Annotated in this window: 6 protein-coding genes and 1 tRNA gene; 5 read left to right on the top strand and 2 right to left on the bottom strand. The window is 34.7% G+C overall.

Features of this window, described 5'->3' with window-relative positions; genetic code table 11:
- Nucleotides 1–296: 296 nt before the first annotated feature.
- Nucleotides 297–368: transfer RNA gene (locus P3F56_RS08405), tRNA-Cys, on the bottom strand.
- 176 nt (nucleotides 369–544) lie between these two features.
- Here P3F56_RS08405 and P3F56_RS08400 point away from each other — a divergent pair.
- The 4 genes from P3F56_RS08400 to P3F56_RS08385 all read left to right on the top strand — a co-directional run bounded on the left by P3F56_RS08400 (nucleotide 545) and on the right by P3F56_RS08385 (nucleotide 8,100).
- Nucleotides 545–883 (top strand): hypothetical protein, encoded by a 339-nt coding sequence (locus P3F56_RS08400; RefSeq protein ID WP_281152426.1) that lies wholly within the window; start codon nucleotides 545–547, stop codon nucleotides 881–883.
- Between the two features lie 64 nt (nucleotides 884–947).
- Entirely contained in the window at nucleotides 948–3,590 is a 2,643-nt protein-coding gene (locus P3F56_RS08395; protein WP_281152425.1) for an efflux RND transporter permease subunit, read from the top strand.
- Between the two features lie 1,625 nt (nucleotides 3,591–5,215).
- Entirely contained in the window at nucleotides 5,216–6,559 is a 1,344-nt protein-coding gene (gene rimO / locus P3F56_RS08390; protein ID WP_281153777.1) for a 30S ribosomal protein S12 methylthiotransferase RimO, read from the top strand.
- Between the two features lie 98 nt (nucleotides 6,560–6,657).
- Nucleotides 6,658–8,100, top strand: a complete 1,443-nt coding sequence (locus P3F56_RS08385) for a DEAD/DEAH box helicase (protein ID WP_281152424.1) — start codon at nucleotides 6,658–6,660, stop codon at nucleotides 8,098–8,100.
- A gap of 1,876 nt (nucleotides 8,101–9,976) precedes the next feature.
- Here the strand turns inward: P3F56_RS08385 and P3F56_RS08380 are convergent.
- On the bottom strand, nucleotides 9,977–10,609 hold the full coding sequence (locus P3F56_RS08380; protein WP_281152423.1) for a response regulator: 633 nt from the start codon (nucleotides 10,607–10,609) through the stop codon (nucleotides 9,977–9,979).
- Nucleotides 10,610–10,842: 233 nt separating this feature from the next.
- On the opposite strand from P3F56_RS08380, the gene P3F56_RS08375 reads away from it, so the two are divergent.
- Complete coding sequence (locus P3F56_RS08375; protein WP_281152422.1) at nucleotides 10,843–13,083, top strand: sensor histidine kinase; 2,241 nt, start codon at nucleotides 10,843–10,845, stop codon at nucleotides 13,081–13,083.
- The last annotated feature ends 1,116 nt before the right edge of the window (nucleotides 13,084–14,199 follow it).

Here is a 14,199-nt window from a genome sequence, read left to right as displayed (position 1 = left end):
TGATTATTCTATTTATGCTGCTTCATCTTTAATAGTGTAGAGGAATAAAAAGCGTTAATGGTGTGTCTACAAACAATCTCTGGGAGCTTTTATCTGAGAGCTTTTAATTTTTGAGCATTTCTGATTTTTGAACTAAAATATCCAGGATTTGCTCATATCCATCCACTGTTCGCCATAGATAACATTTTTGTCCATAGCACGGAACAACTTCTCTAGGAAATCAGATAAACAACTAGACGCTACTCTGCAAAATATATATTTGGAGGAAAATTGACTGAACTAAGTTCAACTTTTAAAGGCGGCACCCAGACTTGAACTGGGGGATAAAGGTTTTGCAGACCTCTGCCTTACCACTTGGCTATGCCGCCATTTCTATAGACTCTGTTATTGTATCAAAAATCATGGAGTTTATGCAATTCCTAAAACTGCTATAGTAGAAGATGTTTTTTAACCTCAGGCAAGTGTACACTAAAAGCTAAGGATAAAACCATTTGTCTATTAGTTCGCTTGATCGTCTGGAGTCGATCCTAAATTTATGATTTATATGATGAATAATACTCGCCATATATTTGCTTTGTTAATTTTATTAATAGTAAGCTCAAGCCCTATTGCCCAAAATGTAAGCGCTGCACCAGAGCCCTTTGCAGATTTCTATCAAAAAAATTGTGTCCCGGAAGCACAAGCATCCGGTTTAACCAAGGAGGAATCCAGAAAACTATGTAACTGCACTGTTAATACACTGAAAAGTAAACACACATTCAATGACTTCCAAAATTTATTAGCTAGATATCGTAATAGAGATCCTAAAGCTAAAGAAATTTTAACTTCTTATGGAACAGCTTGCTTTGATGAAGTTCTCGGAGATCTCTTATTTGAAGATTAAGAAATCGTCATTCAAAAAGACGACTTGGTATAACCAAAGGAAATGACAGTCAAGTAGTAATTCGATGAAACAAGCTCTTCGAAAAAGTCTAAATATTTCTCGTTTTGCTATTAAACATGCGCGGCTAACCCTATGTTTTTGGATCATTGTAACAGTTTCTGGTATTTTTGCCTTTATTTCTTTGAAATATGCCTTGTTTCCTGATGTTTCCTTTCCAATAGTCGTTATACAGGCTACCACCCCCTTTAATACTGCAGAGGAAACAGAACTAAGACTAACCAATCCTCTTGAAGAATCTTTGCGATCACTCAACAATGCTGAGTTATTTTCTTCTAGCTATCCTGGGCAAAGTATTATTAATGTGGCATTTGATGCACGATTAAAACTGGATAAGTCCACTAAAATCGTAAAATCTGCTCTCAAACAAGCTAATTTGCCCTCTAATGCTAGAGTTAAAGTTAGGACTCTCAGTATTAATGAATCAGCAGCTATCAGTTATGCTATTCAAAGTGAAACTCAACCTCTGGAGAGGTTAGCAGATATTGCTCGACAAGAAATTATCCCCCCATTAGAAAAATTACCAGGGGTAAGTCGGGTGGAATTATTAGGAGATGGCAATTTTAGGGAAGTCAACGACACTACATCTGATGAGACAAATCCCCCAACACTAGCACGCTTTAATAGAAAAGATGTCTTGTCGGTACGAATAGTGAAGCAAGCTGATGCTAATACCCTTAATGTAGTTAGTCTCACAAAAAAAGCGATAGACGAGTTACAAACTACCTTACCTGATGTACAGTTGATTTTGGCAGAAACTCAAGCTGATTACATAGAGGAAGCTACTCAATCAACCATTCAGGGGTTAATTGGAGCAATTATTTTAGCTATATTAGTTATTTTTCCATTTTTACGAAATTTTCAGGCAACTTTAATTACTGCCTTGACCATTCCTATCTCCTTATTAGGAACTGCTATTGTAATGATGATCGCAGGGTTTAATCTCGAAACCCTTACTTTACTAGCATTGGCACTAGTTATTGGCATTATTGTTGATGATGCCATTGTGGATATAGAAAATATTATTCGTCACATTGACCGTGGAGAAACTCCTAAAAAAGCAGCTATCAAAGGAACTGATGAAATCGGGCTGACAGTAACAGCTTCAACCATTACTATTGCAGCTGTTTTTATTCCTATTGCTTTTATTGGAGGTAATCTTGAGCATTTTTTTAAACCTTTTGGATTAACAGTTTCTGCTGCAGTTTTTATTTCTTTGATGGTTGCTCGAACTTTATCTCCTGTGTTAGCTGTTTATTGGATGAAACCTAGAATAGGATCAACTAAAAAAAAGAGAGTTTTTTTCTTAGTTGGTCCTTATCGTAATTTATTAAATTGGTCTTTGGTAAATCGCAAGACCGTGATAATTATTGCTCTAATCAGTTTAATTTTAGGGCTTTCTTTAATCCCATTCATTCCTAAAGGATTTGTTCCTAAATTAGATCGGGGAGAGTTTAACCTGATTTATACTTTACCGGTTCCTAAAATTCCTCAGAGATTACGTACCAGTTTTAATAGTAATACTTCTTCATGGATTTCTGATTTAGCTCAATCACCAGAACAATTTTTATTACGGATTAATAGTCGTGTAGGAAAAAAGTTTGAGCAGTTAATTTTAGATGATTCTAATGTGAAATCTGCCTATACTATTGCTGGAGTACACGGTGATCCCCTAAAGGGAAAAATATATGTAAAATTAAACAGTAATCGCCAATTTAGTACTAGTGAAGTTCAAGAACATATTAGAGATATTTTACCTAAGTTGCGAGGAGTCACCACTAGTATTGAAGATATTTTATTTGTAGAAACAGGTGATGACAGTACTTTAAAAGTTGCTTTGTTAGGAAATGACTTCAAATCTCTGCGACAAACAGCAAAAAAATTAAAATCTTACATTAAAGAAGTTCCTGGATTAGTTGATGTCAAAATGTCCGGGGAGGATGAACAAACTCTTGTAATTGAACATTTTCAAAGACAAAGAGTTATTTACATAACAGCTAATTTAACAGAAGGAGTTGGATTAGGGGATATTACTAATAAAGTGATTTCTATTACTCAGTCGAACTTACCTCATGATATTAGTTTTGATATTCAAGGAGCATCGGCACAAGTTCGTAAGATTTTTGGTGAATTTGCCGTTGCCTTAATCTTAGCAGTTGTCTGTATGATAGCTGTTTTGTATATTTCGTTTGGACGATGGTTAGAACCATTAGTGGTAGTCCTGTCCTTACCATTGACCCTTATTGGCGCAATGTTGGCTTTATTAATTACCCAGAATGATTTCGGAATGATTTCTTTAATTGGGTTGATTTTCTTATTGGGATTATTAGATAAAAATGCTGTCTTATTAATGGACTATATTAGCCAATTAAGACAACAAGGAATAGATCGTCATCAGGCTATTTTGGAAACAGGAGAAGTACGCCTCAGACCAATTATCATGACGACCACCTCTACAATTTTAGGAATGTTACCTATTGCGTTGGGACTAGGAGCAGGTTCAGAATTAAGACAACCTATGGCTGTGGCTATTATTGGAGGATTAATCACTTCGTCTCTATTAAGTTTAATTATAGTTCCAGTCCTTTATACTTTATTAGAAGATGGATGGATAAAAATAGTGAGTAAAATCTTTAACCCTTTAAAGTAATTAAATTACTTCATGAAAAAAACTAGACTAAGTGATCTACATTCAAAACCAATACAATAACACTTTTTTCACTTAGTTTCTAAGATATTACTTATTACTTATGAAAGTGGACGTCTAACGATAAGAATGAGGTCAAGTTTTAAGATTATATACAGAAATATTTATTAAGTTTTGTGTTTTTCATTCTGTAAGAAAAAATTATTTGTGAAAACTACTTTTGATAGTAAATAATCATAGGGATTGATTTTAGAAACAATACATTGATTAATTTTAAACAAACGCTTATTAAAATTGATTGCAGTATTTTTTTGATTATTAACATCAATTTTGCTGTATCTCTGTATAACATAAATAGATAAGCTTATTCTGTATTAATTCTTCAAGGAATAGAAAAATTGTGAGATTTTTAGATAAATAGGAGAAAAAAATAAAATATTTTCACATAATCAGAGAAAGTAAAACAACTAAATATAATATTATTTTACGAATAAATAATAGGAATGTACGAAAGCAATAAAAGTTTTAATCATGCTACTAACATAGTATGATTAAAACTAAAAAAGAAAGTTTCGTAAATATTTTAGATAAAACAGTAGATAAGACTAAAAAGTACTGCAAAGATAAAGCAATAGATAAGGTTTATTTAGAGCTATTTATTTAGTGGAAATAAAGTTTTGTATACTTGAAGAAAAGTTAGTTATTGTAATTGTTCAGGTCATCGAATTATTAGGAGCTCGATTGAATGAGTGATCAGCAATTTTTTAAAAATTATTTTTTTATAATTAATAGTTTATTTCCATTGTCTGAGTCATATCGAACAAAACTTCGATAATCAGCAAACGAATTTAAACCAGCAGCTTGTCCACAGCTAGTTTTTTTGTTGCTCTACCGACAAGCATAACATTTGATCTTCTCAACAAAGACGAACATCCTAGGTTTTTGGTTAGGCTATATTAACTTACACTGAAAACGGATGAGGAATATTTTAGGGCATTAATGAAATGCGATATATCTTCTCTGACATCTGAAATGATGAGAACCTCTCGATATTAGTTGTTCTAAATAACGACAGAGAAATTACAGTTTCTATTCGGAGGTGATCGATATTGATCACCTCCGAATAGGGACTGTTTAAGCTCATAAAAAAACCATTTACTTAAAGACTGTGAATTCTTAGACTGAAATTAGATCGGGGGAAGTATCAAACAGTCATCATTGCATATCCAGTTGAACAACTAAATCTCCTTACAATTACAGCCACAGGGTTCCCGAAAATATCAGAAAAGTAACAGGAGCCATTGGTAGGATTAGATAATCTTTTGGCTTCGATGTCATTGTCATTTGTTCCTTATAAATCAAAACTATCTTTGAATATCAACAGAAACCATGCAATAAAACTAAATTATGTCTACTTGTAAAATATTTGAAGAAATAGGAGTCAAGAGCCTCTCACAATTTTCTCTAAGCTACTTTCTTTATTAGATAGAATCTGTTAAAATAACTTAACAGATAAATGGGGCGAATCCACACCTGAACTCTAGACTATAGCCATCAGGCTACACAGAAGGATTAGCGTGGTTTATAGCCCAAGTATACAACAATGGGATGTAACCGAACAACAATTCATGGGCAGTAAGCCAACTATTGCGATTTCTCATCTAGGCTGCGAAAAAAACCGTATTGACTCTGAACATATGCTAGGCTTGCTGGGGCAGGCAGGCTATCGAATAGATAGTAGTGAAGAATTAGCAGACTATGTAATTGTTAATACTTGTAGTTTCATACAAGAGGCTCGCCAAGAGTCAGTTCGTACATTAGTAGAATTAGCCGAAGCCAAGAAAAAAATTATTATCTCTGGCTGTATGGCCCAACACTTTCAGGGAGAACTTCTCGATGAAATTCCTGAGGCTGTCGCTGTAATAGGAACGGGAGACTATCAGAAAATTGTTGATGTTATCCGACAGGTAGAAACAGGAAAAAAAGTTAAAGAAGTCTCGGTTAATCCTACTTTTATCGCGGATGAAATGGTTCCTCGCTACCGTACAACCACTGAAGGGGTGGCTTATTTGCGAATAGCAGAAGGGTGTGATTACCGTTGCGCATTTTGTATCATTCCTCACTTGAGAGGAAGTCAACGATCACGTTCTATTGAGTCGATTGTAGCCGAAGCACAACAATTAGCCGATCAAAGAGTAAAAGAATTAATATTGATTTCCCAATCAACCACAAATTATGGATTGGATTTGTATGGAGAACCCAGACTAGACCAATTATTGAGGGCTTTGGGGACAGTAGACATTCCCTGGATTCGGATCTATTATGCCTATCCCACAGGACTCACCCATAAGGTTATTGATGCAATTAGGGAGACCAAGAATGTCTTACCCTATTTCGATTTTCCTTTGCAACATTCCCACCAGGCTATCTTGAAAGCAATGAATCGTCCTTGGCAAGAACAAGTCAATGATGGCATCATTGAACGGATCAGAAAGTCCATTCCTGAAGCCGTATTGAGAACCACTTTTATTGTAGGTTTTCCAGGGGAAACAGAGGAATATTTTAACCATTTAGTTAATTTTGTCAAATGTCATGAATTTGATCACGTTGGAGTATTTACCTTTTCTCCAGAAGAAAATACTCCTGCTTATCAAATGCCCCATCAGGTTCCATCAGGAATAGCCCAACAAAGACGAGAAATCTTGATGCAGATGCAACAGCCAATTTCTCTCAAAAAAAATCAAGATTATATTGGAAAAATCGTTGACGTTTTAATTGAACAAGAAAATCCTCAAACTAGAGAGAAAATAGGACGTTGCTGGCGATTTGCTCCAGAAGTCGATGGACTTGTCTATATTCAAGGAGAAGCTCCCTTAAACGCAATTGTGTCTGTTAAAATCACCTATGCTGATACCTACGATCTATATGGAAAAGTTGTGCAACAACACGATGCTCTAAAAATAGATTCTTGACCGAAAATACACTACAAGCTTTTCCTACTTAGGGAAAAGTTTACTAACCACTTTGTACTAAATTAATCTCGCAGTTAAGTTACTAACTAACATTTCTTATGACCATTTCTTTTAATAGCTTAGGACTCTCTGATAACCGTGTTAATAAATTAGAAACCCTAGGTTTGACGAGTCCAACAGAGATTCAATGTAAGGCAATTCCTTTAATTTTGGAAGGCCATGACATTCTAGGACAATCTCAGACAGGAACAGGGAAGACGGCAGCTTATTCCTTGCCCATTATGGAGCAGATTGATATAAACGATTCCAACATACAGGCACTTATTCTAACCCCAACCCGTGAACTTGCACAACAGGTTGCTCTTGCTATTAAAGACTTTTCTACTGAACGCCGACTCTATATTTTGACTGTTTATGGGGGTCAATCGATTGATAGGCAAATTCGGAGTTTACAACGAGGTGTCCAAATTGTTGTTGGGACTCCAGGAAGGGTTATCGACTTATTAGATCGCAAAAAGCTGGTTTTAGATAATCTAAAATGGGCTGTTCTCGATGAAGCCGATGAAATGCTCAGCATGGGCTTTATCGATGATGTGAAGAAAATTCTAAGACAAACCCCCGACCAACGTAACACTGCTTGTTTCTCAGCAACTATGCCCCGTGAAATCCGAGAATTAGTTAACCAGTTTCTCAGATCCCCTGTTACGGTGACTGTAGACCAGCCTCAAGCTGCACCTGATAAAATTGAGCAACATCTTTATGGTGTTCCTCGCGGTTGGTCAAAACTCAAGGCGTTACAACCAATTTTAGAAATTGAAGTCCCTGAAACAGCCATTGTTTTTGTTCGGACTAAACAGACAGCTTCTGAACTTACCAGCAAGTTACAAGAAGCCGGACAAAGTGTTGATGAATACCATGGTAATCTCAGTCAGTCCCAACGAGAACGGTTGGTCCATCGATTTCGAGATGGTAAAATTAGGATTGTTGTGGCTACGGATATTGCGGCAAGAGGGCTAGACGTTGAGAATTTAAGCCACGTTATTAACTACGATTTGCCAGATAATGCAGAAACTTATATTCATCGGATTGGACGAACAGGCCGGGCAGGAAAAAAAGGGACAGCAATATCTTTAGTTGAAGCAATTGACCGCCGTATGGTACGTCAAATTGAACGGCGAATTCGACAGAGAATAGAATTGTGTAGTATTCCTAATCGTTCTCAAGTTGAAGCTAAGCGACTGGAAAAACTACAAAAGCAGATTCAAGATTCCTTGGCAGGGGAGCGGATGGCTTCGTTTTTACCAATTGTGCGGGAACTTAGCGATGAATATGATCCCCAGGCCATAGCTGCTGCGGCTTTACAGATGGTTTATGATCAAGACTGCCCCAATTGGATGAAGACTGACTGGGAAGTCCCTGAAGCAGGAATATCTAAACCAATTGTTAAGAGTAAAAATCGTAAAGACAATTCCAAACCTCGCCGTAATAACTCAGGGAAAAAATTGGATCGTAAGACAGTCGGCCATCATAGAGGGCGTTAAGAGACGATAAAAACTGAAATAGAGCAGTGTCAAGGATATCTTGTGAACAGTAGAGTTAAGATCAATTTGGCACTGTTTTGTTTATCTATTTCTTAAGGTTTGTGGTGAAGTAAAACAAGACAAAAATCTTAGGACAGTTTTCTTTTTAAAAAAATTGAATGATTAAGTTAGCACTATTAGTTATGTTTATACGTTGCAGCTATAATTTATGCCAAGAAGCGATTATAATAATACGAGAAGGACATTAAAACTTGAAATCTATTGTTGATTTCGAATTTATTCTAATAATTCAGATTTGTAATTAAAAGAGCAAAATTAAGAGGCGATGCTCAGTAGAGTAATGCTGAAACTTAAACAAAGATGGCTCAATTATGGAGGAACAATATTACTCAGCGAGATAGCAAGTTATATGTGTCAAAAATTCAAAAATAACCAGATAACAACTTACAGATATCAAACAAGAAATAAACTAGAACAAGTATTATTCGGAATAAGGCTGGAAAAGATGGCTAAAAATAGAAAATACTCCATATGGTTATAGTCCTAGCAGAGAAGGATGCTAGATTCTAAAATCTGGAAAGAAAAGAGAAGGGGCTAATTAATTAGATTAGTGTTTTAAAAGGGGAAAGAAGTTTTTTTTCATGTAACTGTTGAGAGGGATTTCGATAGAGATTTATTTGAAGCTTGGTCATCCTAAAATTTAATTCTTTAAGGTGATTCTACTTTTCATATATAAATAATCAAGTACATGGTAGAAGAAGCTGGATGTGAACTATGGTATATTTCACCAGACTCTTTATACTTAAACAAAATTGAGAATTGGCGATGTGTCGTAAAAACGATGATGAGAGAGTCCCCGCTCAATCACTCCTGCGAATTTATAATCGATTATCTCTCGATAAGGATCGCAACTTCAAGTTAATTCTAAATCTGTATTACAAATACCTGCTTAGGAAACCTTAATTAAGGTTTTTCCTAAAAAAAGTTCAGGAGTAGGTAAATCTGTGTATATTATTAGCTAATTATTTTCTAGCCAGAGTCCCTTAATGGTGTTAGAAGTTGTTTGAAGTGATATAGAAACTTAATATATAAACAAAACTGTATTCTAAAGTGAAGATTTTGTTAAATGCTATCTGACTCTAACTATAGTACTAAGTCAGCTTTCTAAATATATCGCTATCGCTCAATTTTTTTTGTGATGAAGTTTTCCAGTCAGCATTTTAGTTATATCCTAATTCTGACTGACAATGATATCTACTAGTGTTTCCTTGACTGTTATTTTAAATATTAAAGACTATATAATATCATTTATGGTAAAACCAAGTAAAATTTAATTGTTTTCATAAACTAAATGAGCTAGAGTCCGAACAATGAGCCAAGGTCTATTTAAAATCATTATTCTAATATGGTTAACAGAAGAAGAGTCAGTAAAAATAGGTTTTTATCAATAAGATCCATCGATATTACCAATATTAGAAGACTCTAAAAAAAATTATACTGAGACCAATGAATCGATTTATATTGGAAAATATTATAGATAATTGATTCAAAGATTTGTTTACCATTTTTAAAATTGTTTAAGTACTATCTTACTTGTTGATAACTACTTTTTATATCAACATGATGATTTAGTAACTGCTAAATATTAGTAATAGATAAAACTTCTAAGTGAATATTATCAAACGTGGTAAGGTGATATTTTTAAGTTCTCTAACTACTTTTAGAAGAAGTAAAAATTTATCTATGGGCTTGAGTATTAAATAGGCTTGAGTCTTAAAAGAATTATTTTTAAGTAATTTTTATGCTTTTTTTAAAAAAAGCATAAAAATTAAGTTTTAGCACCTCATTTTTATCAGTAAAAGTTTTTTAATTGTTTTTAAACTAATCCAGAACGCAAAGCAACAACAGCAGCCTGGACTCGATCATCAACTGCTAATTTATTCATAATTCCCCGTACATGGGTTTTAATTGTATTGGCACTCAGATAGAGGTCTTCAGCAATTTCATTATTACTTTTACCTTCAACAATTAACTTTAAAACTTCTAATTCTCGTTCAGAAAGTAAAGCAATATTTTGGTTTAATTCTGGCGTAGGTGGTTTTAAATTATCTAACACTAATCTAGCAATTTGGGGGTCTAAATAAGTTGCGCCATCCTTAGCTGCTTCAATAGCAGCTAATAATCGTTCTAAACTCGCCCCTTTAATACAATAGGCATCAGCTCCACTCGATAGAGCAGCAATAACCTCAGTTTGTAGCGTGTGAGACGTAAGAATTACTACATGAATTTGCGGTGATTTATCCTTAATTTGTTTCGTCGCAGCAATTCCATCCAAGCGAGGCAATCCAATGTCCATAACCACTAAATCAGGCTGTAGATCTAAAGCTTGTTGAACTCCGACATAACCATCGTCAGCTTGCCCAACAATCTCAAAATCAGGATATTCACTGAGAGCTTGTTCTAAACCCAACTGCATGAGGGGATCATCTTCTACAATTAAAATTCGCATTTTAGATTCATCCAACATTTTATAGAAAATTTATGTAACTTGGTCTGTAAATCAAGATATAAATTATACTAAAAAAATTCAGAAGATACTTTGGGGTGCTTTTCCCTGTTTTCTTGGTTTTACTGGGAGTTCACCCAGGTGGAGGAAGTAAAAAAATGATTAAATTAGGCACCCTTTAGATAGCTTAAATTATGGACAGATTAAGCCGCTTTAACAAGGAAAATTAAGTCCCTATGACTTCAGCCCAGACTGCTTTTCGCTCAAATTTAGTAAAACTTGCTTTAGTGGCGATCGCTTACTGGAGTGGGGGATGGTTATGTCTACGATGGATGGGAAGAGCAGCAGAAGCTTCTCCTCTATGGCTTCCAGCAGGAATTGCCCTAACTGCACTGTTGGTTTATGGAGAAAAAATGTGGTTCGGCATTTTTCTAGGAGATGCTATCTTAATGGTTTTCTTCGGGGAAAATTACGGGGTAGCCTTGAGTTCAGCCCTTGGTAGTACCTTGTCAGCGGTTGTTGCGGTTAGATTGCTACGATGGGGGAAATTTTCTTCGAAACTCTCAAGGATTCAAGATATAACGGAATTAATCCTCCTGGGAGCAATGATTGCTCCCTTGCTGAATGCCTCAATTGATACCTTGGTTCAACTGGTCGCTGGGAATCTTTCGTCGGCTAATTTTAGTCAACATTGGTGGTTATTGTGGTTGGGAGATTGTAGCGGAATTTTAGTGACAGCTCCCTTGTTATTACGCTTCAAATTTCATGGAAATCGACTTTTACGCCGCCAAAAACAATTCCGTCTTCTTGAATTATCCATTTGTAGCGGACTGTTATTACTGTTAAGTTGGCTAGTGTTTATTTGTCAAGGTAGTTCTTCGAGTGTACAAGGGGGAGGATTGACTACCGCTCAATATTTAGAATATTTGCCCTTTCCAGTAGTAGTTTGGGCGGCTCTTCGTTTTCAGACTTGGGGAGCGGTGTTGGCTAATGTTTTTGTAGCTATTTTAGCGATTGCGGGAACTCTTAAAGGAATTGGTCCATTTGTTATTCAAACCCCTAACTTGTCCCAAGCGGTTTTATCACTACAAATTTTTATTATCATTGTCAGTGCCACAACGTTACTTTTATCAGTGGCTGTCGCGGAACGCCAAAGAGTTGAAAAACAATTACGAGATGCGGTAGAACGGGACCATCTGCTGGCGGAGGTCGCTTTGCGAATTCGTCAGTCTTTGGATATGGAACAAATTTTTAAGACAACTGTCGCTGAAATTCGAAGATTAATCCATGCTGATCGGGTATTTATTGCGACTCTGTACAATGACGGACGACTTGATGTAGTCGCTGAGTCAGTTACACCTCACTATTCGAGTATTTTAGGAGGAAGTGCAAAGGATGATTTACTGACGGATATTCAATCCCTATTTGCCCGAGGTCAAACTTTCGTGGTTTCTGACATCGACTCTGTTAATTTATCAGAAACTATGGCACAGTATACCCAACGTTACCACATTAAGGCTGCTTTAGTGGTTCCCCTTCATGTAGATGGTCAACCGTTAGGGTTATTAGTAGCTCATCAATGTTCTCAAAGGCGTTATTGGCAAAAAGAAGAGGTTAGACTATTAGAACAATTGGCTGATCAAATGATGATTGCGATGGGTCAAGCAAAATTCTATCAGAAAGTACAGAAACTTAATAGTAATTTAGAAAAACAAGTACAAGAACATACTCATCAATTGCAAGATAAAATTCAAGAGTTACAGCAGTTATATGATATGAAAGCAGTCTTTTTACAAGCAGTTTCCCACGATTTACGAACTTCGATTATGGGCATGTTGATGTTATTAAAAAATCTCCAAAACCGTCAAGGGGAAAATCTTAGTATTTCCCATGGCATTCTTGAGCGAATGATTAAAAGTAGTGATCGCCAATTGACTTTGATTAATGCCCTCTCCAAGGATCATTTTTCCGAAGAATTTCCCTTAAATATGAATATAAATTTGCAAGCAATTTCTCTTAAAGAGATTGTTGTAAAATTAACTCAAAGTTGGCAATCTTATTTTACTCAAAATAAAGCTACTTTAATCTTAGAAATTTCTGAAAATTTACCTTTTGTCTTTGCCGATTCTGATCAACTAAGTCAAGTATTTGAGCATCTTTTAAGTAATGCCCTAAAACACAATACTCCAGGAATTAATTTAGTCTTAAAGGCAGCATTTAATAATGGAATGATCCATTGTTGTTTAATAGATAATGGGGTAGGAATGGAAGAAAAACAATGTAATCAAATGTTTAGATTATACCTTCGTAGTTTACACGATAGACGTAGGACAGGAATTGGATTAGGTTCTTATCAATGTCGTCAAATTATTGAAGCTCACGGAGGCAAAATTGGCGTTAATAGTACCCCAGGACAAGGATGTCAAGTTTGGTTCACCTTACCAATTGCTAAAAGTCAACCTTCTGCTGTTAGTTAATAAATTCAGAAATAAACAACATTAAGAGTAGTTTTAAGAAATTGTAATGGAATAATCTAGAAAAGATATAAATGATAGTTTAAAAACTGAGAGTAATAACAATAAGTATGTAGCTATAAAGAAATGTTGAAATATCAAATTATTTTCCTTTTTTCAAACTAGATGAAATCACTTAGTTCTTGGTTTTCTACTTTTAAGAAAATCCCATAATTATTCTTTTTCTTGAAGAATCTATTTAGAGATTATTTTAAAATTATATTTTTTTATAGTTTTACCTAATCTACACTGTTTTTAACTCTCTGTCCTTTTGCATTCAAACAGAATATTTATATTCTAGTTTTCATTCTGGAGAAAATTTCTGGACTCAAGTAAACTTTGATAATTCTTGCTCTTCTCATTTAATTTCATCTACTTATTCAAAGATATACTATAAATTTTTAATAAATATTTTAGGTTTGTTGAATTGACTGTTTGAGATAATCTCCATATAATCAAGGCAGTAAGCGCACATTAATATAGATAAAAGTTGTCGGTAAGTAGGCTGTTTATTGAGTTATGACTGTTATTTATAAATAACAATTGACAAGATAGATTTTTTTAGATAAAAAATCCTTTTAAAGGAAAATCATTGTAGCTACATAGGTAAAACGCTCAACAATGACCTTTGAAATAGCTACAAAATAGTTTATTTAGAAGTAAGACCTTTCTGAGCAAATGATTCTTAAAAAGATTTACCAAACAATGGAATACAGGTAATAGTGCAGCTGCTAATGTTTATGAATATTCATGGTATTTAGAAAATTAAACTAATTCTTACAAAGACTCTTAGTGTATTAATTATTATCAATAATAAGCCTTTATAAGAGATAAATTTTAAAGCTAGGTGGAACATAAAAATAAACCTTAAAGTTTATAATACTTCTCGAACTTCTTCGAAAATTATGGAAAGAAAGGGAAGCAGTAGCTTTCTGCTAGAAGTAGTATTGATTGAAGTCTAGTGTCATAGATATAAAATCTAGTATCAATCCTACCGAAGTATTTTGTAATATAGACAACTTCTATCAAAAATTTCGTTTTATGTTACTTAAATATCGAGAATAACAACAGTATTTTTGA

It is taken from the genome of cyanobacterium endosymbiont of Epithemia clementina EcSB, from assembly GCF_029919255.1.
GTDB lineage: Bacteria > Cyanobacteriota > Cyanobacteriia > Cyanobacteriales > Microcystaceae > Rippkaea.
This window is presented reverse-complemented; position numbering and strand designations above follow the sequence as displayed.